Origin of the sequence: Massilioclostridium coli (genome assembly GCF_900095865.1) — a bacterium.
Taxonomy (GTDB): Bacteria; Bacillota; Clostridia; order Oscillospirales; family Ruminococcaceae; genus Massilioclostridium; species Massilioclostridium facile.
Genome location: NZ_FMIZ01000006.1, coordinates 274744 through 298199, shown reverse-complemented (window position 1 = coordinate 298199; position 23456 = coordinate 274744). Strand labels below are relative to the sequence as shown.

General features: G+C 36.9%; 21 protein-coding genes and 1 tRNA gene. 16 read left to right on the top strand and 6 right to left on the bottom strand.

The annotated features are described in order from the left end of the window. Positions 1-79 precede the first annotated feature (79 nt). Entirely contained in the window at positions 80-589 is a 510-nt protein-coding gene (locus BQ2683_RS03655; protein WP_069987399.1) for a hypothetical protein, read from the top strand. Positions 590-928: 339 nt separating this feature from the next. Here BQ2683_RS03655 and BQ2683_RS03650 read toward each other — a convergent pair whose 3' ends face one another. After that, positions 929-1576, bottom strand: coding sequence for a nuclease-related domain-containing protein (locus BQ2683_RS03650; protein ID WP_069987398.1), 648 nt, complete (start codon positions 1574-1576; stop codon positions 929-931). A gap of 135 nt (positions 1577-1711) precedes the next feature. Here BQ2683_RS03650 and BQ2683_RS03645 point away from each other — a divergent pair, with 135 nt between their 5' ends. The 12 genes from BQ2683_RS03645 to BQ2683_RS03590 all read left to right on the top strand — a co-directional run bounded on the left by BQ2683_RS03645 (position 1712) and on the right by BQ2683_RS03590 (position 12076). Next, positions 1712-1912: a DUF378 domain-containing protein gene (locus BQ2683_RS03645; RefSeq protein ID WP_069987397.1), complete on the top strand. Its 201-nt coding sequence runs from the start codon at positions 1712-1714 to the stop codon at positions 1910-1912. 127 nt (positions 1913-2039) lie between these two features. After that, on the top strand, positions 2040-2843 hold the full coding sequence (locus tag BQ2683_RS03640; RefSeq protein WP_069987396.1) for an LCP family glycopolymer transferase: 804 nt from the start codon (positions 2040-2042) through the stop codon (positions 2841-2843). Positions 2844-3173: 330 nt separating this feature from the next. After that, positions 3174-3659, top strand: a complete 486-nt coding sequence (locus tag BQ2683_RS03635; RefSeq protein WP_069987395.1) for a terminase small subunit — start codon at positions 3174-3176, stop codon at positions 3657-3659. After that, positions 3652-4902, top strand: a complete 1251-nt coding sequence (locus BQ2683_RS03630) for a PBSX family phage terminase large subunit (protein WP_069987394.1) — start codon at positions 3652-3654, stop codon at positions 4900-4902. Before BQ2683_RS03635 ends, BQ2683_RS03630 begins: the two co-directional genes overlap by 8 nt. Before the next feature lie 11 nt (positions 4903-4913). Then, positions 4914-6113 carry a serine/threonine protein phosphatase gene (locus BQ2683_RS03625; protein WP_083256361.1) on the top strand — a complete coding sequence of 400 codons (1200 nt, stop codon included), beginning with the start codon at positions 4914-4916 and terminating at the stop codon, positions 6111-6113. Between the two features lie 16 nt (positions 6114-6129). Continuing rightward, entirely contained in the window at positions 6130-7092 is a 963-nt protein-coding gene (locus BQ2683_RS03620) for a hypothetical protein (RefSeq protein ID WP_069987392.1), read from the top strand. 12 nt (positions 7093-7104) lie between these two features. After that, entirely contained in the window at positions 7105-8118 is a 1014-nt protein-coding gene (locus tag BQ2683_RS03615) for a phage major capsid protein (RefSeq protein ID WP_069987391.1), read from the top strand. A 60-nt stretch (positions 8119-8178) separates the two neighbouring features. After that, the gene (locus BQ2683_RS03610) at positions 8179-8556 is read left to right on the top strand and encodes a hypothetical protein (protein WP_069987390.1); all 378 of its coding nucleotides are present in this window, start codon (positions 8179-8181) and stop codon (positions 8554-8556) included. Then, the gene (locus BQ2683_RS03605; RefSeq protein WP_069987389.1) at positions 8553-8879 is read left to right on the top strand and encodes a hypothetical protein; all 327 of its coding nucleotides are present in this window, start codon (positions 8553-8555) and stop codon (positions 8877-8879) included. Before BQ2683_RS03610 ends, BQ2683_RS03605 begins: the two co-directional genes overlap by 4 nt. Then, positions 8867-9550, top strand: a complete 684-nt coding sequence (locus BQ2683_RS03600) for a hypothetical protein (protein WP_069987388.1) — start codon at positions 8867-8869, stop codon at positions 9548-9550. The genes BQ2683_RS03605 and BQ2683_RS03600 overlap by 13 nt, the downstream gene beginning before the upstream one ends. Continuing rightward, the gene (locus tag BQ2683_RS03595; RefSeq protein WP_069987387.1) at positions 9547-10494 is read left to right on the top strand and encodes a hypothetical protein; all 948 of its coding nucleotides are present in this window, start codon (positions 9547-9549) and stop codon (positions 10492-10494) included. The genes BQ2683_RS03600 and BQ2683_RS03595 overlap by 4 nt, the downstream gene beginning before the upstream one ends. 307 nt (positions 10495-10801) lie before the next feature. Further along, the gene (locus tag BQ2683_RS03590) at positions 10802-12076 is read left to right on the top strand and encodes a hypothetical protein (protein WP_069987386.1); all 1275 of its coding nucleotides are present in this window, start codon (positions 10802-10804) and stop codon (positions 12074-12076) included. Positions 12077-12652: 576 nt separating this feature from the next. Here BQ2683_RS03590 and putP read toward each other — a convergent pair. Then, a complete protein-coding gene (gene putP / locus BQ2683_RS03585; protein ID WP_069987385.1) occupies positions 12653-14173 on the bottom strand; it encodes a sodium/proline symporter PutP in 1521 nt (506 codons plus the stop codon). Between the two features lie 227 nt (positions 14174-14400). Beyond that, positions 14401-15420 carry an NAD-dependent epimerase/dehydratase family protein gene (locus BQ2683_RS03580; protein ID WP_069987384.1) on the bottom strand — a complete coding sequence of 340 codons (1020 nt, stop codon included), beginning with the start codon at positions 15418-15420 and terminating at the stop codon, positions 14401-14403. A 284-nt stretch (positions 15421-15704) separates the two neighbouring features. Here BQ2683_RS03580 and BQ2683_RS03575 point away from each other — a divergent pair, with 284 nt between their 5' ends. Further along, positions 15705-15998 (top strand): cell division protein SepF, encoded by a 294-nt coding sequence (locus BQ2683_RS03575; protein ID WP_069987383.1) that lies wholly within the window; start codon positions 15705-15707, stop codon positions 15996-15998. A 39-nt stretch (positions 15999-16037) separates the two neighbouring features. Here the strand turns inward: BQ2683_RS03575 and BQ2683_RS03570 are convergent, their stop codons facing one another. Both BQ2683_RS03570 and BQ2683_RS03565 read right to left on the bottom strand, forming a co-directional pair. Next, a complete protein-coding gene (locus tag BQ2683_RS03570) occupies positions 16038-17684 on the bottom strand; it encodes a glycosyltransferase family 2 protein (protein ID WP_069987382.1) in 1647 nt (548 codons plus the stop codon). Positions 17685-18509: 825 nt separating this feature from the next. Next, positions 18510-18586, bottom strand: a tRNA-Pro gene (locus BQ2683_RS03565). 300 nt (positions 18587-18886) lie between these two features. Here BQ2683_RS03565 and BQ2683_RS03560 point away from each other — a divergent pair. After that, a complete protein-coding gene (locus tag BQ2683_RS03560) occupies positions 18887-20266 on the top strand; it encodes a glycine--tRNA ligase (RefSeq protein WP_069987381.1) in 1380 nt (459 codons plus the stop codon). A 75-nt stretch (positions 20267-20341) separates the two neighbouring features. Here BQ2683_RS03560 and BQ2683_RS13785 read toward each other — a convergent pair whose 3' ends face one another. Next, entirely contained in the window at positions 20342-21685 is a 1344-nt protein-coding gene (locus tag BQ2683_RS13785; RefSeq protein WP_069987380.1) for a collagen-like domain-containing protein, read from the bottom strand. Positions 21686-22073: 388 nt separating this feature from the next. Between BQ2683_RS13785 and BQ2683_RS03550 the strand changes: the two genes are divergently transcribed. Beyond that, positions 22074-23342 (top strand): glycosyltransferase 87 family protein, encoded by a 1269-nt coding sequence (locus tag BQ2683_RS03550; RefSeq protein ID WP_069987379.1) that lies wholly within the window; start codon positions 22074-22076, stop codon positions 23340-23342. Positions 23343-23456: the final 114 nt, after the last annotated feature.

The window sequence follows — 23456 nt, the reverse complement described above, 5'->3', positions numbered from 1 at the left end:
GGTTGGATCGATTGTTTTCTGACCACCTATCGTTATATTGTATGTGGATACAATACGTACTAAATTGCGAGGAATAACGATGAAAATTATTAAATATTTTTGGGGACTAATTCCAATTACAATTTTCTTGTTATTGAAAATGTTTTTATTGATAATCGAAAAATCATTAAATTTAGTTTTAAGAGATACTCCTGATTGCATTTTATTTTGGTTTTTGATCTTTTCTGTTTTAATATTTATCATTTATGTAATTATAAAAATTTTTTCTTTTCCTATCATTCAAAAATTTAAATATTCATTAATAATAAAAAGCATTGTAATTTCCCTTTATTGTGTAAGTGTTATACCGATACTTGGATTTGGAATGTTATGTAGTGCTTTTACATACTGCTCAGATGATACGATGATAGAAAATGGGATGAAAATGGTTGTTCGTGATACTTCCTATTTAGATCTTAGTTTGGAGTATTACGAATATAAAAATGTGCTGTTCAGAGGAAAGCAAATATTAAAACAAGTAAGCAATAGAACATATTGGATTTACAATTCGGATGGAGAACTAATAGAAACCGGCATATATGATGATTGATATTATTCGTTGACATCCTTATAGATACCTTCTGTGCCTATAATAAACTACATACATTGTGAAAAGTAAAATGATAAAAGAGGATGCGATTCTGTTTGAACAACATCCTCTTTTTAAATTTTTGATACAATATCGTTTAAAATAATTATATTGATGGTAAATTACAAAATATAATAGCGTAATAAAATAACACTTAATTTTTTAGTATTGAATAAAAAGTAAAAATTCCCTTTTCGTATTGCCGAAAAGGGAATTTCGCTATTCTACTAAATAAGAAAAAGAGGGTTTTAAACCATACTGGAAATAATTTATCCATAATAGGATAAACTATTGGGCAATCTATTTTTGTTTCGCAATTTTTTTAACGTTTTTATTATGTTGTGCAATTAATTTTCGATCTGTTACTTGGTATTTTTTTAAAACATCATATACTCGTTCTACATTTACTCCTTTATCAGTGTAATACTGAAAATCCCCCAGATGTTTCCGGAAACGTTTTGCACTATAAACAGGCATGCCTTTTGGAATCCCTAATACTAGGCGTTTATCTGCGAATACCACTGCATTTTCAATGGAAACATTGTATACTTTTTCTTTTTGAAAAATATGGCGGATATTCTCAATGTGGGTTTTATTCTGCATAACTGGGTTATAAAATTTATGTTTATTGTCTCCTACAATATGGGTCCACTGAGTTTCATCCGGACTGCCATAAACTTCCCCTTTATAGTTTTTAGTTTCCACTACAATCATTCCAAATGGAGCGATTAAGATATGATCAATTTGTGTGGTTTGGTCATATAGAGGAAGATACAGGTCGTTAATGACTTTACCATGATAACGACGGGCATACCGCCTTAAAATTCCCGCTACAACACGTTCCCCTTTTACACCACGGCGACGGTTGGCCTTTATAAGCCATACGATACCCAATACAATGATTGCGCCAACAATTAAATATAAGATAATGAATTGTGCTTCACTCATTTTATTTCCTCCTATTTGTCGTTTTGTGCGTAAACTATAGTGTAACATAAAATTTTATTTTTGTAAATTGAATAATCTTGAAAAAGGCTGGTAATACTAGTATCGAACATTTGATAGTTAAAGGAGTTAATAACCATGTTAGATAAAATTGCATTGGCACTGGTAATTATCGGTGCTATTGTTTGGGGCGGGATTGGACTGTTTCAGTTTGATCTTGTAGCCTGGATATTTGGTGGACAGAGTGCCATCGTTAGTCGTATCATTTATTCTTTGGTAGGGCTAGCTGGATTATGGTGTATCTCATTGTTCTTCCGCAGAAACGATGTGGTAGAGTAAAACCTTGCAATATGTCATGTTCAATTTTACAAACGGCTCGGTGGAATACTGCTGGGCTGTTTTTTAATTTGTAGAATATTGGTATGGGTTTTTTAAAAAAGGGTATACTTATTTAGGGGGATGGAATGTGAAACAGAGTGTTAGATTATTTTTAAAGTCCTTTCTATTATCTTTTATTATTATAGGGGGGGTTGCGGCGGTTATTTTAATTGTCATGATCCAATCCCAGACAAAAGAAGAATCTCCAACAACGCAGTATGTATATCAGGCGTCAAAAGATGAAGATTTAACTACTCTTTTGATTTTTACCCCTTCTAGAGGAGGGGAGGCAGAACGATTTTTATTGTTGCACATTAGCGCCATGCAAAATAGAATCTCGATAGCGGAACTACCTATTACAATGAAAACTACTGTAAATGGAAAAACAGACACAATAAGTGGAATGTATGATTATGGTGGTGCTTCCTATGCGGTACGAGGAGTATCTGAAAAATTAGAGATTACAATCCATCGGTATATGAGGATTGATTATAACGGATTGATTCAAATTGTGGATTATTTGGGTGGAATGGCATACACACCTTCAGAAATGGTGGAAACTATCTGGGAGGATGGCAGCATGACTGTTATCCAGCCAGTAGAACAGATGATAGACGGCAGACGGTTTTTGGCTTTAGCAAAACAAGGGGATATTGCCCAACTATTGAGTATATTATGCCAACAACAGATAAATAAAGAATTTGAAGAAAAACTGGATGATTTTTATTCTACTTTAATGAACGAAACGGATAGTAATTGCAGCAGTTTGGATTATGAACTGAGAAAATTTGGGTGGAAACAGATGTTAAGGCAGGAAACAGCGGAGTTTACAATAATACCGATAGAATCGGATGAATCTGCTTGGATCGAGGAAATCAAAAATCATTTTTAGTGATATATGTTATCGATGTATATGGGTAAGTGGTATGTCGCCAAGTTGATATGGAATGTGAAAAAATAGTAGCATATAATTTGATGTATCAAATACATTATGATAAAAATTATATTTCGATTGAGCAACACGCCTAATTTTTGTATGGCAGGCTAAGTATGGGCATAAAGGCGAAATACAATAAAAGTAAGTATTGCTTTACTTGGGCTATAATAAAAACTTAGAGGATTTCCATAAAAATAGATATAATTTTGAAAAGTTGCATGTTTTCATGCAACTTTTTTGTTGTTTTTAGGGGTAAGTGAAAAGGAAAAGAAAGGAAAATTTTAAATGTTAAACCCAAAAGAACAGTTATTTTGTTATTATTTTAGCTGTTTTCAAAATTTAAAAGAAGCATCTATCAAAGCGGGGTATCCAGCTTTGTCCGCGGAAAAAACAGCCGCTAAATTGATGGGACGGGAAGAGATAAAACAACAAATTTGTGAATATTCCAAACAAAAGGATATGGAGTATTTGCAAGCAATGGTTTTATCTGGATTAGAACGGTTGGCGTTTGGAGAAATCAACGATATTATCCAATTAATGATGAAAGGAAACGAATTGGATGAAAAGCAGCTGCAAAATTTGAATTTATATATGGTATCGGAGATCAAACAGAAAGATGGCTGTTTGGAGGTAAAATTATTTGATCGATACCAGGCTTTAAAATTGATACAGGAATTGATCCAATTAAAGCAAAACCATGGAACAACAGAAGAATTTTTGCAGGCTTTTGTAGAAGGCACAAAACAATGGGGTGGAGATAAGGATGAATAAATTACAGGCTTTCTCCCCGAAACAGATGAAAGTATTGACCTGGTGGTGCCCGAACAGCCCTTATTGCCATTATGACGCCATTATTTGTGATGGCGCTGTGCGAAGTGGAAAAACGGTTTGTATGTCCCTATCATTTGTTTTTTGGGCAAGTATTTATTTTAACCAACAGAATTTTGCCTTGTGTGGCAAAACTTTGACCTCTTTAAAAAGAAATATTGTTACTCCATTAGTCCAGCTAGCCAATTCATTGGGATTTCAATGTAGTTTGGTATTGTCCCGCAATTATTTGGAAATCCAATACGGAGATCGGAGCAACCGGTTTTATTTGTTTGGAGGAAAAGATGAATCCTCTGCAGCGTTGATTCAAGGGGTGACATTAGCTGGTATTTTATTTGATGAAGTTGCCCTAATGCCCCGTTCGTTTGTGGAACAGGCTTTGGCACGTTGTTCTGTGGAAGGTTCTAAATTTTGGTTTAACTGTAATCCTGAACATCCTTTTCATTGGTTCTATTTAGAGTGGATTCAAAAAGCAGAAGAAAAACATGCGTTATATCTTCATTTTCAAATGGAAGATAACCCGTCTTTATCCCCTCAGATGCTGAAACGATATCAATCCCTGTACTCAGGTGCTTTTTATGACCGGTTTGTTTTGGGAAAATGGACTTCTCAATCCGGTATAGTTTACCCGATGTTTCAGTATGAAATTCATGTTGGGTTACAGGAACGGTCGTTTTCTTCTTACTATATTTCTTGTGATTATGGAATTACCAATCCAACCTCAATGGGGTTGTGGGGATGCTGTGAATACGCTTACCGTATCAAAGAATATTACTATGATTCTCGCAAAGAACAGTTTCGTAGGACGGATGAAGAACACTATCAACAATTGGAAAAACTGGCGGAAGGATACTCCATCCAAGCGGTTGTGGTTGACCCCTCTGCTAGCAGTTTTATTGAGTGCATCCGGCGGCACGGAAAATTCCAGGTGATTTCTGCAATCAACCAGGTGAATACTGGTATCAGTTTGGTATCCGATTGTCTATTAAAAAGGCAGCTTTTGTTTTCTCCTCAATGCAAGGATACCATACGAGAATTCTCTATCTATTGTTGGGAAGAAAATAGCAAGCAGGATCGGGTGAAAAAAGAGAATGACCATGCCATGGATGACATCCGCTATTTTGTATCCACCATCTGGAACCGGCAGCAAGACTCTTTTTTTGTGTATTCTGCTGCCAGAAATTGAATTTAGGAGGGATGAATTTGGGACGATTAAAACGCAAACAGCCAGAAGCCCCAGCAGAGGCCATTGTGCAGCTGAGGCCGGGAAATTACCCATTCCATATCCTTGACCGGTATGTTCCTCTGATGACACCTGAAACAAAGCTGTATGCCTGTATGAGGGAAGCGATTCCGGTCATTGATTCCGCTTTGTATAAAATTCAGCGGCTAATTGGTGGATTCCGTTTTGTATGTAACCAGAAATCAGCGGAACGAGAGTTAAACCAGTTTGCTCGGGAAGTAAAAGTGGGACCTACCCAAATGGGGCTGGAAAGTTTTATTTGTAGTTATTTAGATAGCTTGCTACTATTTGGAAACGCCATTGGAGAAATCGTATTGTCCGCCAATGGAAGACAGATTGCAGGGTTATATAATTCTTCTTTTGAAAATGTTTTGATCCAAAGAGGAGATAACCCATTGCAGGTTGAAATTTTCCGTAATGACCATGGAAATCCAGTGCCTTTGGAGATGCCACAGCTGATTTTATTTACAGCATTGAATCCACAGCCAGGAAAAGTTTGTGGAGATTCTATTTTGAAAAGCCTGCCGTTTGTCAGCTCTATTTTATTGAAGATTTACCATGCAATTGGAGAGAATTTTGACCGTGTTGGAAATGTAAGGTTTGCAGTGACCTATCGTCCATCTAACCAAGGGATGGATGCTGCATACGCAAAAGAGCGGGCACAGCAAATCGCGAAAGAATGGGCTGCTGGTATGGCTGCAGGAAAAACCGGAGACATCCGCGATTTTATTGCGGTCGGAGATGTAGATATCAAAGTAATTGGTGCAGATAACCAGATGATTGACTGTGAGGTACCAGCAAGGCAGATGTTGGAACAGATTATCGCAAAATTAGGGCTTCCACCTTTTATGCTGGGCTTGAGTTGGAGTACAACAGAACGTATGAGCCAACAGCAGGCAAGTACATTAAACAGTGAACTTTGTTATTACCGCAGATTATTAAATCCGGTATTAGAACGGATTGGAACCACATATTTGCGGTTAAATGGATTTTCCTGCCATCCTACTGTAGAGTGGGATACATTGAATTTTGAAGATGAAATCAATGCTGCCCAGGCAAGATTGTACAATGCACAAGCCGCAAAGCTGGAATTGGAAAACGGGGAAGAGCCAAAACAAATTCCTGTAGACTTAAGTACAGCAATAGAACCATGAGAAAGGAGGAAAATCAATGGACCAGACAATTAAAACCAACCAGTTAGAAAAAGAGGATCTACAAAAGATTAACCAATATACCAGGAGAAACTTCACCGAAAAAGAACTGTTTAGCTTTACAGTTGTGTTATGTGACAATGAGGTGGACCGGGATGGGGAAGCGTTTACCACCCAATCCTTACAAAAATTAAAGGCTCTTTATATAGGGACAACAGGGATTTTTGATCACAGCCAAAAAAGTGAGGATCAGGCGGCAAGGATTTTCCATACCTGGGTGGAAACAGATCCCCAACACAAAACCCAATATGGGGAACCCTACAGTTGTTTAAAAGCAAAAGCCTATATGGTGCGTACCGAAAAAGACAAAGACCTTTTATTGGAGATTGACGCGGGTATCAAAAAAGAAGTCAGTGTAGGCTGCCGAGTATTGCGGAAAACTTGTAGCATTTGTGGAGCGGATTTAAGCTATGGCTGCTGTGAACATAAAAATGGTGAATTTTATCAAGGAAAGCTATGTTACACCAAATTGGAGCAGCCAGTGGACGCATATGAATGGTCGTTTGTTGCTGTCCCTGCCCAGCCAGCAGCAGGTGTGACAAAACAATACCATCAAATCGAAACCCAACCAAAACGAAAAGCAAGGACCAATGAAGAAGTGGTAAAATCGCTAGGAACAGGTACTATTAGTGTGGAAGAACAGAAAAACCTGAAATTATACATAGACCGCTTAGAGGAAAAAGCTCTATTAGGGCGGGAGTATCTCCAGGACCTGAAATCTGATATTATTTCCCTAAGTTTTTTAAGCAATTCTCCGTTGGATGAACAGGCAATCCGTATTTTGTTGGAAAAAATGGATGCGAAAGAACTGAAACAATTAAAAGAAGCGTTCGCAAAATCTTGCCAGAAAACAGGCAAACCGCAACTAGGATACCAGAAACCAAAAAAAGATACATCAGAAAACCGTGAGTTTTATATTTAGGAGGAAGCGAAAATGAATTACGAAACATTACGATTAGAAAAAGGAATGTATTCCGTACCAGGAAAAAGTTTTACCCAGGTACTGGAAAGTTTAGACCCAAGTGAAAATTATAAAGGAAGTTCATTGGAAGGATTGGATGCTTACCAAAGACAGTTAAAACGGTTTGATATCAAAGTTGCTGGAAGAAATTCCGATGCATTGCAAAAATTCTTCCAGACTTCTGATTCTACTGCGTTGTTTCCAGAATATATTTCCCGTGCAGTTTACCAGGGCATGGAAGAAGTAGATGTGTTAAGCGATATTGTAGCGGCTACTACAAAAATTGATAGCCTAGATTACCGTGCTATTTGTTCAATTCCAAGTGACGATGACAAAGAGATGAAACAGGTTGATGAAGGGGGAGATATCCCATCCACTGCGGTAAAATTACAGGAAAACCTGGTAACACTGAAAAAACGTGGTAGATTATTGGAAGCCAGTTATGAGGCAATCCGATTCCAGAAACTGGATGTGTTTACTGTGACTTTGCGTCAGATTGGCGCTTATTTAGCAAAAACTTTATTGACAGATGCAGTTACCATTTTAAAAGATGGAGATGGGAATTCCAATCCAGCAACTGTAACCAATGTAGCTTCTGCTGGTAAGTTGACTTATACTGATTTGCTGACTTTGTGGAGCAAATTTGAATCTTATGAGATGAACACTATGCTGGTTGCTCCAGATGTAATGTTAAAAATGTTGGAAATTGAAGAATTTAAGAATCCGTTGACAGGTTTAAATTTCCAAGGCACAGGGCGTTTGACTACTCCTCTGGGTGCTACATTGATTAAAACATCTTCTGTTCCTACTGGTTACATAATCGGATTGGATAAACGCTGTGCTTTGGAGCGTGTAATTGCTGCGGATGTTTCTGTAGAATATGATAAATTAATTGATAAACAATTGGAACGTGCCGCTATTACCACGATTACTGGATTCACTAAAATCTTTAAAGATGCGTGCCAGGTGCTAAAAGTAAATGCGTAAAGTAAAATATCCAGGGAACCCCCCTGGATATTTTACTACAGTTCGAAAGGAGAGATTTCATTGGATGAAATGAAAATTGCCAAGATTGTGTCCGCAATGAGCGGGATACCAATGGAAGAACTTTTGCCTAGGATGCCATTAATTATACTATCCACGAAAGAAGTGCTTCGGATGGTAAAGGAAGAACAAGAGATAGAACAACACCAGGACTTGTTAGACTATATTTGTGCTGCGAACGCCTGGTACCGTTACTGTTTGACAGAAGATGCTGCAGTACCAAAAGGAAGTTTTTCTGCTGGAGGGATTTCTGTTAGTACTTCGGATGACAACCAGGCGATAAGGGCAAAAAATTTGCGAGATGAACTTTGGGCATCTGCCAATTTTCTATTAAAATATGAAGATGATTTTTATTTTTCAACTACAGGAGGGGAATCATGAAACCAAAGTTAGAGCAATGGTTCCGCTTTTACGCCCATCCTCTTACAATATCAGATGGAAACCAGAAGTATCCATGCTTGGGGATGGTGTTCTATCAGAATGAAGAAAATAATTTGTTTCAATATCCGGAACCTTACCCAGTAGGAAATGTAAACCATGGAAACTTATTGTCTTATTTTTTATACCAGGGGGATTCCCCGCAAACGAAGCCAATTATTTTAGTAGACCGTCAGCACCGTTATCAAGTAGAACAATTGGAATACATTGAACTATTTCAATGCTGGAAGGCTGCTTTAAGGGAGGGGACAGGATGGAACAATTGATAGAACAATTAATGGAGATATTACGACAGAATATGCCAGAGGTTGAGGTTGTCCCTGAATTTTCGAAGCAAGTTATTCCGTTGGAACGGATTCGGATTACAGTGGGGAACAAAACTCTGGAGCAGCAAAATGGTATCCAACAAACAGTGATTCATATTGGAGTTTATGTTCCATTTTATATGGAAAGCAACCAATGCAACCAGATGATAGACAAAATATTAGTTATGTTATCAGAATCTACACTCACTGGATATCAGGGAATTGCGGTGGGTGGAATTACCTACCATAGTAAAGCAGATGCTTTTTATACTGAAATGCAGTTAAAGTTCTCCCACTCTTCCAATACAATATCCTTTGGTAGTATCAAAATACCATGTGATCCAGAAACGGTTTCTTTGGTGTGCAAACGGCATCTGGTGTCTCGTTTTTCCGCTTTTCTTGGGGAAGTCATTCAAGATTTAGGGAAAAAAAGCCGTATCTTTTCGTTTGAAGGGGTATTGGACAAGGAGCAATATCAACAGGTGTATCAAGTGTATTCGGCAGGGGAAAAACAGACGGTAATCCTGCCGGATGAATCGGAGATGGATGCTGTTTTATCCAGTTTTTCCATCAAAAAGATATTACCCAATGGATGGAACTGCCGTTTTATTTTTACTGAGGTGACATTATGAATATCCTTGTATTAGCTTCTACAGTAAATAATGAAACAGCAACCCTATCCCATCTGGTGGAATTTGAGTATTCCGCTTGCATTTATACAGTAGGGAGTAAGTTTAAAGGTTTATTTATCGATAAAAACCAAGCATATGAGTTTGCCAGCATTAAAGTGTATTTGGAGAATGAGCTGTTATTCCACGGCTTTGTAGATAAACAGGTTACCCAGCTCACTTCTGTTGGAGAATTTTTGGAGATTGAGGCCTCAGGATATGAAACAAGGCTATTGCAAAATCAGGTTCGTCCTACTGTCTTGGAAAATTGCAGTTCGGAATATATTTACCAGAATTACGCTCTTCCTTATGGGATAAAAGCGAATGGATTACTTAGTTATACCCTGCCAAAATTAGAGATTACTGTGGGGATGAGCGCCTGGAATGTAATTGATATTTTTTGTAGAAGGGCATACTATTATTTTCCACTGGTAACAAAAGATGGAACATTAACCGCTCGATGGCTCAATCAAAAGATGTATATCATTGGAAATAAACCAGACTCTGAGCACTACTATACTAGTTTTCGGTACACCAATGACCGAAGCCAGTTATTATCTAGGATTTATTGGCAAAATCCTGACAATCCACAGGATTATTCCAATTATTTTGACGCCCCTTATGCGATTGATTATAAAATTCAACGAGAACGGTATTACCGTTTGCCAGCAGCTTGGAAAACCCAGCCAGATGATGCGGTAAAACAAGTTGCATTAAACTCCCGTGTAAAATCCATGGAAGTAGAGGTTATATTACCAGAACTTCTGGCAGCCTATCCTGGGGACAATATTCAGATAGAAGATGATTATTTTAATGCAAGGAGCTACTATGTTGGGGAAGTTATCATGACATCCAATGAGAATGGCAATCAGACATTGTTGCGTTTGTGGAATACATTGCGACTATAAGCTGTAGCTGTGTTATCAGTGGATAGAATATAATTGAAAAGGATAAAGTGAGAAATATTACAGTGTAGTTATTCCTTTTATACAATTCAAATCCTATAAATTTAGACAGTATTTTTATTCTGCGATATTGTGAAAATGCACAAAATATGATATAATATATATACTTTATCGTTCTTATTGAACAAATGCTAAAATCTGTTTTAAAATAGGTTTTTTAAGCCTATTTTTATAAAAATAGAGTAGAACGATAAAGTATTCATTATCTGATTCACAAGAAGAAAATAGAAAAAAGGAAGGAGTGCTACTTGTGAAATTTCAAAAATCTATGAAAAAGAAGATAGGGGCAATTCTTTTAGCTGGTGTAATGGCGCTGGCTGCATTTCCTCTAACCACTTTGGCAGCAGAAGGGAATCAATTCCTACCTCCGGATTTTACCAAAGCTGAGATGGAAGAAACCATAAAAGAATATGTAAATTACACACAATTTACAGAGTTTACAAGTGATGCGGAACGGGCAGACCATTTCTTTGAAGAGGTTCCACCTGCGGCGGATGCTTTTCAGGTTACAAAAATGAAAGGTAATGACCAGGTATATGACCAAAAATATTATCAGCCAGAGAATTACCAATATGTTATCCCATATGATGATTTTGCTGCTATTACAGCTCAATACTACAAAAGTGTTCCTGACATGACCGGAGTAGATTTAGGCATATTGGGCGAATATCATGCGGAACTGGATAGTTTCGTGATTCCTGAAGCTGGAATTGGAGATGCTCCTTATTTAACAGAGTTGGTTGGTATTCAGCCAGTCGTAGGCACTGAAACTTATGTTGAAATTTATGCTAAAGTTTCGAACAAAACTGCGGATCAAAATCCAAATATGGACAACGAATCTGAATATACCAAATGTGTCTTGACGGTAGCACAGAACGGTGAAGATTGGAAATACATTTTTTTCCAACCCGTAGATCAATTCCCAAGCTTAGACTATATGCCAACATCTATTGCGTATGATCCAGAAACTAATATTATTATTACAGCGGATGAATCTATTGTCCCAGAAGGCACTACGATGAATTCCCGTCAGATCACCGAAGGTAACGATTATGAAATGGTAAAAAGCGCTATTGATGCTGATCATTTTACGTTATATGATATTTCTTTGATGAATAATGGGGAGGAGATCCAGCCAAAAGGGGAAGTAGCAATCGCAGCTCCATTACCAGAAGGGTATGACCCAAGCCGAACCAAAGTATATCGTATTGATAGCCAAGGGGCTGCAACTGAGGTAGAATCCGTAATGATAGATGTGGTAGAGGATTTTCCTTTTATAGGATTTGACGCCAGCCATTTCAGCCTTTATGCTATTGCTGAAACTTCAGAAACCATTAAACCAAATCCAGATCCAGTTCCAGAAGCGAAACCAGAACAACCTACTGGAAAACCAGGTACCAATACTTCTAATATCCCTGCTACTGGTGACCATGCTCCATTTGTAGGAGTTGCTATGTTATTAGGAGGAGCTATTCTTTTAACAGTAGGAACAAGAGGAAAGAGGATTGGTAACAATACAAAATAGCTACAAGTTTTAAAAGAAAAAATAAACTGCCTCCAATATAAAAAGTTCATATTTGGATAAAAGTTTAAAAATTATTGATAAATCCCTCCGGGATAGCCGAGGATTTTAAAGATGCGCCTGTAAGGCTCTGTCACTAGCAGTGCCCACAGGCGCTTTTACATCCTGACACCTGTGAACGGGTCCATGTATTCTTTCAGTGTCAGTTGGTCATGTAGTTAGCCTGATTTTGTATATATTCAGCTATCTTTTTTTGTTTTTCCCACTGTATCCACAGGGTATCCCCTGCACTAAAAACTTCGGTTCCCATATCTATATTTCAAGTTCCCATGTCTTTTATATAGTGGTATTTGCAATTCCATCTTGTATGTGCTCAACTTTTGTTGCCATTCATTTCAGATATTCTTTTTTTAGTTGATTATTTGTGCAGTTGTCAGACCGCATTTTTATTTTCTAACCATTGTTAAAGTCTTTTTGAATCCTCGACACAGTGAGGGCTTTTTTATAACAATAAAATCGCTTGAGATTTACAATTGTAAATCTCAAGCGATTACTTATGTAATAAGATTTTGTACCAGTTTATTCTGTAATTTCTTTATTAGCAGTTACTTCATCAAAAGTATCCAGCATTGTTTTGGATGGAGCTTTTGTTAATAGGCTGACAACAACCATAACAACTGCGCAGATTGCAAAGCCTGGGATTAAGGAGTAAACACCTGTCATAGTAGCAAGAGTAGAACCACCAAATGGAATGTAATCCCATAGGATTACAGTTAAGCCTCCAGCAATCATACCAGAAGCCGCTCCAGCAACATTAGAGCGTCTCCAGAACAATGCTAACAATACAACTGGACCAAATGTAGATCCAAATCCAGACCAAGCATTGGATACCAGCCCCATAACACTGCTATTCGGATCCAGTGCAATAACAAACGCAATTGCGGACACGATTAAAACAGTAATACGGCTAATCATTAACATGCTTTTATCACTAGCATTTTTATTAATAACCCCTTTGTATACGTCTTCTGAGATAGAAGATGCAGTAACCAACAGTTGAGAATCCGCTGTGGACATAATGGCGGCCAGAATACCGCACAATAGAAGGCCACCAACAAAAGGAATACCAAGATGATCAGAAAAGATGGTATTAATCATCTGGATAAATACACTTTCGGAATTTTCTAATGGTTGGTTTGCAAAGAACGCCGCTCCAATTACCCCTAGTGTACAGGAGGCAGTTAATGAAATAACCACCCATATAATACCGATTTTACGAGATTTCCGCACTTCAGTTTCATTTTTAATCGCCATAAAACGGATTAAAATATGGGGCATACCAAAGTATCCCAATCCCCATGCAAGCTGTGAAATAATGCTAACAATAGAAAGTTGCTCTCCTCCACTGAACATTGGGTTTAAGAAATGGTGGCCAATTTCTTGATATACTTGACCAGCCCCATCAAATCCACCTAAAATTCCAATCGCGAATCCAGGAACGACAATTAGAGAAATCAACATCATAAATCCTTGTACAAAGTCTGTCCAGCATACAGCCAAAAATCCTCCTAAAAAGGTATAGACCAAAATAACAAAGACACCAATTAATAAGGCTATTTTGTAATCAATACCAAATACGGTGGAAAATAAGGTTGCCCCTGCCGAGAAGCCGGAAGCGGTATACACAAGGAAAAAGATCATAATAAACAAAGAAGATGCAACGCGCAATACTTTGAATTTATCTTCAAACCGGTTTTCGAAAAATTCTGGTAAAGTAAGGGCATTTCCTGCCTTAATAGTATAGCGGCGTAGTTTGGATGCTACAATACACCAGTTTAAAATAGTACCAATTGCAAGGCCAACCGCAATCCAAATTTGCCCTGTACCCAATGCATAAATAGCACCTGGCAGCCCCATTAATAGCCATCCACTCATGTCGGAAGCCTGTGCACTTAAAGCGGCTACCCAACCTCCAAGGCTTCTACCTCCTAAAAAATAATCTTCTGATGTTTTTGTTTTTTTGTAACAAATGAAGCCAATGAGCATCATAAATAATAAATATGCTCCAAAGGCTATAATAATCCAAATATTATTTGTCATATTATAAATCTCCTATACATATATTTATTAACTTATTTATTATAATATAAATTAAAAACATTGGCAACTAAAAAGAAAAAAATTTGTATTTTTTGGTGAAAAAGACGAAAAATAAAATTTTTTTGAATGATTATATTAAGATAAAATAAACAAATAAAGATAGGATATTTGTTAAAATTGACAAAATAGAAAAACCAGACTACCATTTTACTGATAGCCTGGTCTTTTTATATTTTACATCCTAATGGTCTTGGTTGAACCATATGATGACAAACAAGCCATTGAGCAGTATCCAGTAAAGTTTCCTCAATAGGGCGGGGGGTATAGTGTAACTGTTTTTTTGCTTTTTGATGAGAAAACGTAATTTTTTCTGGAATGGAATACAGTTCATAAGAAGTAGTTAATGGCGGTTGTAAAAAAGGATTCCGATAATTTTGATGGAAATAGACCATGAGTTTCGAAAACCACATAGGTACCATTGTTTTTGCCGGTTTCCTTCCTGTTATTTTCTGTAGCATTTGGAAAAGTTGTTGTACTTCATAATATTGATTGGTACAGAGATATGATTCACCGGAGATTCCATTGTTGATAGAGGAGATAACAGCATCGGCAACATCCCTTACATCTACAAAATCATATCCCCCTTTTACATCAATGGTCGTCTTATGGTTCATAAAATCCATAATCAATTGTGTTAAATGTCCAGTACCATAATCCCCAGGCCCTAACATACCAGAAGGTTGAAGAATACAGGCATCTAATCCTTTTGCGCCGTAATCCAGCACCAACCGGGAAGCGATTGCTTTTGTTTTGGCAAAAATGGTTTCTAATGCATCAGCATTAAACTGATTGGATTCTTTTATTATGGTGTTGGTAATTGGAATTGCATGGGAAGAGCTAACATAAATGAATTTTTTTGTGTGATGCATTATACACATGCGTAAAAGCTGTTCTGTTCCGTTTACGTTAATATCGTATACCAAATGTTCAAATTTAGGTGCAGCAGACAAAATAGCAGCAGTGTGAATCAAAACAGTATTTTCATCGGTATCTTTAAATAAAGCAATTAAACTTTGAATATCCCGTAAATCTCCCCGGATTAATTCCATATTAGGCGATTGGAAAGGCGGTGTCTGATCGGGCGGCAAAGCTAGGCCGCGCACATGGCACCCTTTCTGCAATAATTTTTGTATAATTGTATTTCCTAGATGACCAGTTGCCCCAGTAACCAAATATAAATTTGCCATAACTCTCTCCAATGGGAAATAATTCAAGATATATTTCATTATAAAAATAAATTGATAACAGGGAAAAGAAAAATTATAGTAATTTTGTAAAGAAAAACAGAATAGATTATGAGCAGACTATGATTCGCATGATGTATTAATTGTTACAAGATATGTGCGTGCTTTGTTTTAGGAGATTTTTTGTTTCATTGTAGAAAAAATTTAGAGAAACAGGGTGAAAGCTTCATTTTTACTTGATAAAATAATAATAATTACAGTATTTTATTGAAAAAAGGAGGGATTATATGGAACCATGTATACCGTTTCCAGTGTTTTCCGTCAGTTCCTTACAGCAAGTAGCAGATGCTTGTGATACTTTCCGCCAAACTGGTTGCGCCTATTTTAATTTTATCAATATGGAACCAGATTTATGTAGCAGAGCAATTGACTTTTTAACGGGTTTTGCAAAAGGGTATGATTGCTGTTTACTATCAATTTGTGATACTGAATATTGTATGTTATTAAAGGACAACACAGTGGACGATGTGGATTCTAACCTATGGGGGCAGATTGAGTTTACTCAGCACACCATACCATAAAAGGCAGCCTAGCTTTTGCTAGACTGCCTTTTATAAGAATTATTTTTTAATACCGCGTATTTTTTTATAAACACGGTACGCTTTGGTATTGCGGATTGCCTCTAATTGCTGTTTGTTGAAATCCCGGTCAACAGTCATCGCATATAATTGTTCTTTTAAATTATCTATCACTGCTTGCTGTTGTTCTTTTTCTTCATTTAACTTACCTATTTGCTGTTGATAGTTTGATTCAAATTTAGAGAGATATAATTTACTAACAGAAACTTGAGATAGCTGATTTTTTATATTAGATGTAATTGTTTGATGCAATGGCATTACACCCAAGACAATCTTTAATGTTCCACTGATTGGTTGTTCTAAAGTAAAACCAATTTGCGGATCATTATCAAAATACCAAATTCCTTCCTGTTGTGCATTAAATGGATCGGCGCGCAACGGAATTCCATTGATTTCAGCTGCTAAATACCAGACAACACAAGGGTGGTTTTCCAGTGGATCCAACCGTAAAATCGTAGTACCTTCTGGTAGCTGGAATTCTAACTGCTGTAGTCCAGTATCCGCTTGATATTGGGTAGTAAGGAATTCTGTACCATCAATGGAATCGCCGGTGCTATAAAAAAGCGTTGCAGTAGAGGAAACGATATCTTTTGTCAATCCTTTTGGAATATCATAATAGGAACTACTATAAAAGATGGGTTTGCTTTCGAAATCAATATAATCAAAGGTGTCAAAATGATATTTTGTTTGTAGTAAGGAACGGGTATCATCTTGGTTTAATAGTTGGGTTAACAATGTTAAGCCAGCAAGGCGGCCTGCTTCAGGAAGTAAACCTGCACTGTGATGATACAATAAAAAAGCTTTTTCACATGCTAACTCCTGTTCTGTCTGAGAATCTTTGCAGATAAATAAATCAGAGAAACTTTCTATAAATAGATCATCTGGTATATGATCAAACAGATGTAAATACAATTGAAAATACTCTTGATAAGTTCGAGAAATCCCTATTGGATTGGGTTTACTTGTGTTATTTTCAAACCAACGATATAAAAAAAGTGGCTTTTCTATAATATGGAATTCTACAAATTGGATTAACTGCATCCACATATCAAAGTCAGGTAACTGACGAAATGCATTATGATAGCCATTTATATGGTCAAATACTTCTTTGCGTATTACCGAAGTTGGATGACAAAGACAATTACCATGTGTAAAAAGATGGTGTAGCCATTGGGCTTGTGTTTTGTTTGTTTGAGAAAACAAAACGTCCATATTGTTTGCTTTCTCACCTGTAATTTCTAGTCCGTTTTCATCTATTATACTTACGTGAGTAAAGCAAACGCCACATTCTGGGTGGGAATCTAAGTACTCTACCTGCAGCATCAGTTTTTCTGGCTCCCATAAATCGTCCCCATCCATACGGGCTAAATATTTACCAACTGATTTTTCTACGGTAAAATTGCAGCCATAGGCAATCCCCATCTTTTGAGGAAATGAAAAGTAACGGATCCTATCATCCTTGGCAGCATACTCTTTAATAATTTCCAGCGTACGGTCTGTGGAACCATCATCTAATATAATAAATTCAAAATCAGTAAAAGTTTGTGTTAAAACACTTTCGATTGATTGAGAGATATATTTTTCTAGGTTTTGTACCCCCATTAAGACACTGACTTTTGGTACGCTCATGATATCCACCCCTTGTACAAATTTATTAGACTATTATTAGCTTAACATAGGAAAAGACTATTTTCAACCAATACTATAAGATAAATATAACTATATTTTAGATTATTTTGGATTAAAAATCATAATAAAAATTTTTTCCATAGCAAAAACACAAAAGTTCCTTTTGTTACACAAACAATGCCAATCAAAGAAAATCAACAAAAAATAAGGCGATGTAATAATCTAATAGAAACCGCCGTTTGTGTCCAAATTACAAAAAGATCCTCCATTATTTTTAGAAAGATGTTTTGAAAAATACTATTTTATATTTTTTTATAAAGTTATCACGTTTTTATCACAAAACCTGGGTATACTATAATTGCTCCTTAAAAAAGTATTGTTGCAACAGCAGATTTCAATTGAACATGCCCATTCAGTTTGAAATAGCTGTTTGCGCTTATCAAAAATAGTTGGCGGACTAACAGCGTGTTAATTTTTAACAGTGATGTAGGAGCATCTCCGTTCGGCTATTTTTAAAAACTTTCTTCATTTCTCTTTTTCTTCTTTTTGGCCACCCCATTGTGTGGGGTGGCTTTTTCCTTGTATTTATTTTATCATAAGTTAAATCAGCTAATTTGTCCATTTTCGTAGAACGAATAATATAATAATAGTTCTGTACCTTATAATTAGGAAGATTTTTAAAACATTATATATGTATTTTTCTACTATAGGACGAAGATAGAAAAATTTTTAAAACGCCTTATGTAAACATTCTCAAACTATGAGCATTAAAAATAGGATAAATTAAAAGCCTCGAACACGATTATGCGCGTCGAGGCTTTTAATTGGTCGGGATGACAAGATTTGAACTTGCGGCTTCTGCGTCCCGAACACAGCGCTCTACCAAACTGAGCTACATCCCGATATTATCCATTTTACACACGTAAAAAGAGTTTGTCAATATAGTACAGTAGAAAAGTATTGGGTTTTACTTGACATATTCCAGATAAACTCGTATGATTATAAAATGTGGTAATATAGTTCAAAAGAAGAAAAAATGAAATAATACAGGGATTAATTTTTCAAACGCCGAGCAGGATTGATTGTTGTAGGATTTTATTTTACTTTTGATTCTATAGATTACCTAGAAAAAGATCCCGCCGCCTAAGAGGCGGTAATAACAGGTTGCACAACCAGTGCATGCCCATTTAGGAGGAAGAAAGATGCTTTTAAACAGCGAAAAAACAATGGAAAAAATAGTTGCTCTATGCAAGGGTAGAGGTTTTGTGTATGCAGGCAGTGAAATTTATGGCGGCTTAGCAAACACATGGGATTACGGCCCATTAGGTGTAGAGTTCAAAAATAATGTGAAAGCCGCATGGCGTAAAAAATTTATTCAGGAATGTAAATACAATGTTGGGTTGGACAGTGCTATTTTAATGAATCCAGAAACTTGGGTAGCATCCGGTCACGTTGGTGGTTTTTCGGATCCCTTAATGGATTGTAAAGACTGTAAAACACGCCATCGTGCGGACCAGTTAATTGAAGAACAAAGCGATGTATCTCCAAATGGTTGGAGCAATGAACAAATGATGGAGTTTATCCAACAAAATGGAATTAAGTGTCCAAACTGTGGGGGTACTAATTTTACTGATATTCGTGCTTTTAACCTGATGTTTAAAACATTCCAGGGTGTTACAGAGGACGCAAAAAATGAAATTTATCTGCGTCCAGAAACCGCTCAAGGTATTTTCGTGAATTTTGCTAATATTCAACGGACAACTCGGAAAAAATTGCCATTTGGGGTGGCGCAGATTGGGAAATCATTCCGTAATGAAATTACTCCTGGAAATTTTACCTTCCGTACCAGAGAATTTGAACAGATGGAATTGGAATTTTTCTGTAAACCAGGTACTGATTTGGAATGGTTCCGTTATTGGAAAGATTATTGTAAGAATTTCCTGTTAAATTTGGGAATTAAACCAGAAAATATGCGTTTGCGTGATCATGATCCAGAAGAGCTTTCCCATTATTCCAACGCAACCACAGATATCGAATTCTTGTTCCCATTTGGATGGGGAGAATTATGGGGTATTGCAGACCGTACTGATTTTGATTTGACCCAACATCAAAACCACAGTGGAAAATCCTTAGAATATTTTGACCAACAAGATAACGAACATTATATACCATATGTAATCGAACCTTCCTTAGGTGCGGACCGTGTTGCTTTGGCATTTTTATGTGAAGCATATGATGAAGAAGAAATCGGTGAAAATGATACTCGTGTAGTAATGCATTTGCATCCAGCTCTTGCCCCTTATAAAGCATGTGTATTGCCATTATCGAAGAAATTAAATGAACAAGCTGGTGCTGTATATGAACAGCTAGCAAAACATTTCATGGTAGATTATGATGATACTGGTTCTATTGGAAAACGTTACCGTCGTCAGGATGAAATAGGAACCCCATTCTGTATTACCTATGACTTTGATTCTGAAACAGATGGATGCGTTACCGTACGTGACCGTGATACCATGCAACAGGAAAGAATTGCGATTGACCAATTGATTGCTTATATTGAGCAAAAAATTGAATTCTAATGGATGATAATTTGAAAAATAGGCCATACCAAATAGGAATGGCCTATTTTTTATGCAATGATATATCTTAATTTCTCATGGAAGGTTCGCAATTTTGTAAATATTGATTCCAATGGAGGAATAAAAATATTGTCCACCTGTTCCAACAATACGGAATGTTGTATTTGGATTAGCTGTGATAATCGTGGAAAAAGCAACATTGACATTTTCAGTAGAGGTATGGAACGTATGTTGTACTTCGCTTCCACTTACAATAGTGCCATCTTGTTGTAGATTTACTAAAATATTAATGGGAAAAGTAACTCCTGAAACAGGAGAAATAGTTCCATGGAAAGAAACATAATAAATACCAGATCCATTAATAGTGAATTCTGAAGTATTTTCTGCATGTTGTATTGAGGTTCCAAATAAAGTTCCATTCCGGTCAAATATGAGTTCAGTATTTTCAGTTCCCACTTGAGGTGGGGTAGAATAAGCAGTTAAAACATCTAGAGGAACCGTTCCGCCACCATCAAAACCACGTGGAATTGTAAAGTTAAATACAGCATTTTCATCTGTACCTGTGTTTGTAATAACAACGTCAGTTCCTGGTTCTCCTGTAGTTACGGTTCCCAAAGAGATTGTTGCTGCTGCTCCAGTAGGCCCAGTTTCACCAGTAACACCAGTTGCACCTGTTGGTCCAATGGCTCCTTCTGCCCCATCTGAACCTCGTGGCCCGGTAGGTCCAGTAGGCCCGGTAACTCCCGTTGGACCAGTAGGTCCAGTAACTCCTGTTGAACCAGTAGGCCCGGTAACACCTATTGGACCAGTAGCACCCGTAGCTCCGGTAGGACCGACAATACCTGTTGGGCCAGTTGCACCTGTAGCTCCAGTGGAGCCTTGTTCCCCAGGGATACCTTGGATTCCTTGAATCCCCTGTGGGCCTGTAGAGCCAGTAGCGCCCGTTGGACCAGTAGCCCCAGTCGGACCGGTGGCACCGGTAACACCAGTGGTTCCGGTAACACCTTGTATACCTTGTATACCCTGAATTCCTTGAATCCCCTGTGGGCCTGTCGGTCCAGTAGCACCAGTTGCACCTGTAGGGCCGGTTTCTCCTACACCAGGACCAGTTGCCCCAGTAGCTCCAGTGGCACCAGTAGCACCAGTAGGACCTGTTGGTCCTCGTAACCCGATAGGTCCACTTGGTCCCATAGGTCCAGTATTACCTTGTAGTCCCATGGGGCCAGTGGCGCCAGTCGCCCCGGTAGGTCCTGTGATTCCAATTCCTGCAGGTCCTGTAGGTCCTGTAGGCCCTGTAGGTCCAACTGGACCGGGACAAGGTACATAGCAAACTGGTGGACAAGGGGAAGGGCATGGAGGAACGCAAGGTTTTGGCGTACAACATCTATGATAATGTGCGATTGGTTGAAAATTATTCATTCTTTCACCTCCTATTTACCATATGAAAAATAACAAAAAGATGTGATAATAATTTAATAACTAAAAATATAGAGAAAGAAAAATGGCCACCAAAAAGGTGGCCAAAAAAGGAGAAAATTTAGAAAAAAGAAATTTCAAGGAGTACTTATAGTATAAAAAAAGAATATGATCAGAAAGTGTTGTTTTTTTAAAGAATAGAAGAAAAAACAGTAGAAAAATTATGACGAAAAAACTGGCAATTTTACTGATAAAATTTTGTTTTAAAAAACTTTACTTGTCAATTATAACATAATACAGTATAATATGGATAGAAATTAAGTTTGGTAGTTGATTTTACTTGTTTTTAAGACAAAACTAGTTCATAAATTATCTTAAATAGGAGATAAAAATGGAACAAAAATATAATTTTCAAATACACATCAATGAAAAAGTATGGCTTGGATGTATTGTTGTATTTGCGCTTGTGTTAAGGCTATTAATTGGCGGGTGTTATTATAATGGATTTGATACGGTAAGCTACAATATACCCTGGGCAGAGGGAGTGAGGCAGGGCTTGTTTAATGCCTATTCTCATGTGGAAAGTTTAAATTACCCGCCCCTATTTCCAACCCTTTTATTTTTTATCAGTGGGCCTATCCATCATGCGGTAGAAATACAAAGTGGTTTTTTACAGATGTTTTGGATTAAGTTGATCCCTATTTTGTTTGATATTGGGTTAGTAGTATTATTGTATGCTATCGGTAAAAAATATAACCAATTATGTGGGATATTTCTATCGACAATGTGGGCGTTAAATATTTCCACTATTTTCAACTGTTCCTTTTGGGGCCAAACGGATAGTATGTTGCTGTTTTGGATTGCGGCTATGTTTTTTGCATTCCAAAGGAAACGCCCAACCTTGGCTTGTATCTTTTTCGCATTAGGCTGTTTGACAAAGCTACAAATGGCCTATTTGGCTCCCATTTTATTGTTGGAGTTATTTCTTTATTACAAACCAAAGGTTGCTTTTTCTGCAATTGGAATAGGGGTAGGAGTAGGTGCATTAGGCTGGCTTCCATTTATCATTGGCTCTCATAATCTTTTGCTTCCTCTAAATATTTATTTAGGGGGATTTGATGAATATAATTATATTAATTTAAATGCCTTTAATTTATATGGAATTGGTTCAAACAACTGGAAACCAGATAGTTCTCCTTTCTTTGGAAGTTTTACTTATCAGGATTGGGGAACTCTTGTAAGTGTATTGCTGCTAATAGGGATTGTTTTTATTTATTTATATTTGCGTTGGCAAAAAAGACATATTCCAGCGGTGTTGCACGCAACGATGTTTATGAATGCTATTTTTTTATTCAGCACAAAAATGCATGAACGATATCAAATCCCAGTGGTGATTTTAAGTTTGCTTTGTTTTGTTTTTTGCCAGAACTGGAAGATGTTTTATGGATATTTAGGCGTTACAGCGATAACCTTTATCAATCAGGCAGCGTTTTTGTTAAAAGCGAATTTTCAAGGTGGGTTCTCTACGTATTTTGAATTCGTGCAAAGAGTAGGATCGATTTTCAATTTAATTTTATTTGTTTATCTACTTTATTTGTATGTTGATTTTATTTTTAGACCAATAGAGCCCAACTTGCCGCAACAAAATAAAATTTTATAGAGATAGAAAAGGAAAAACCGCCCTGTTGTAACAAACAGGGCGGAAAAAAGAAGAAATAAAAGAAAAATTATGAAAAAGAATTTTAAGGAGTAACTTAAGTATAGTTTTTATTTG

Bases quoted from the DNA above. Each gene is read 5' to 3' on its own strand.
- BQ2683_RS03655 (WP_069987399.1), top strand. From the start codon at position 80: ATGAAAATTATTAAATATTTTTGGGGACTAATTCCAATTACAATTTTC.
- BQ2683_RS03650 (WP_069987398.1), bottom strand. From the start codon at position 1,576: ATGAGTGAAGCACAATTCATTATCTTATATTTAATTGTTGGCGCAATC.
- BQ2683_RS03645 (WP_069987397.1), top strand. From the start codon at position 1,712: ATGTTAGATAAAATTGCATTGGCACTGGTAATTATCGGTGCTATTGTT.
- BQ2683_RS03635 (WP_069987395.1), top strand. From the start codon at position 3,174: ATGTTAAACCCAAAAGAACAGTTATTTTGTTATTATTTTAGCTGTTTT.
- BQ2683_RS03630 (WP_069987394.1), top strand. From the start codon at position 3,652: ATGAATAAATTACAGGCTTTCTCCCCGAAACAGATGAAAGTATTGACC.
- BQ2683_RS03625 (WP_083256361.1), top strand. From the start codon at position 4,914: ATGAATTTGGGACGATTAAAACGCAAACAGCCAGAAGCCCCAGCAGAG.
- BQ2683_RS03620 (WP_069987392.1), top strand. From the start codon at position 6,130: ATGGACCAGACAATTAAAACCAACCAGTTAGAAAAAGAGGATCTACAA.
- BQ2683_RS03615 (WP_069987391.1), top strand. From the start codon at position 7,105: ATGAATTACGAAACATTACGATTAGAAAAAGGAATGTATTCCGTACCA.
- BQ2683_RS03605 (WP_069987389.1), top strand. From the start codon at position 8,553: ATGAAACCAAAGTTAGAGCAATGGTTCCGCTTTTACGCCCATCCTCTT.
- BQ2683_RS03600 (WP_069987388.1), top strand. From the start codon at position 8,867: ATGGAACAATTGATAGAACAATTAATGGAGATATTACGACAGAATATG.
- BQ2683_RS03595 (WP_069987387.1), top strand. From the start codon at position 9,547: ATGAATATCCTTGTATTAGCTTCTACAGTAAATAATGAAACAGCAACC.
- putP (WP_069987385.1), bottom strand. From the start codon at position 14,173: ATGACAAATAATATTTGGATTATTATAGCCTTTGGAGCATATTTATTA.
- BQ2683_RS03580 (WP_069987384.1), bottom strand. From the start codon at position 15,420: ATGGCAAATTTATATTTGGTTACTGGGGCAACTGGTCATCTAGGAAAT.
- BQ2683_RS03575 (WP_069987383.1), top strand. From the start codon at position 15,705: ATGGAACCATGTATACCGTTTCCAGTGTTTTCCGTCAGTTCCTTACAG.
- BQ2683_RS03570 (WP_069987382.1), bottom strand. From the start codon at position 17,684: ATGAGCGTACCAAAAGTCAGTGTCTTAATGGGGGTACAAAACCTAGAA.
- BQ2683_RS03560 (WP_069987381.1), top strand. From the start codon at position 18,887: ATGCTTTTAAACAGCGAAAAAACAATGGAAAAAATAGTTGCTCTATGC.
- BQ2683_RS13785 (WP_069987380.1), bottom strand. From the start codon at position 21,685: ATGAATAATTTTCAACCAATCGCACATTATCATAGATGTTGTACGCCA.
- BQ2683_RS03550 (WP_069987379.1), top strand. From the start codon at position 22,074: ATGGAACAAAAATATAATTTTCAAATACACATCAATGAAAAAGTATGG.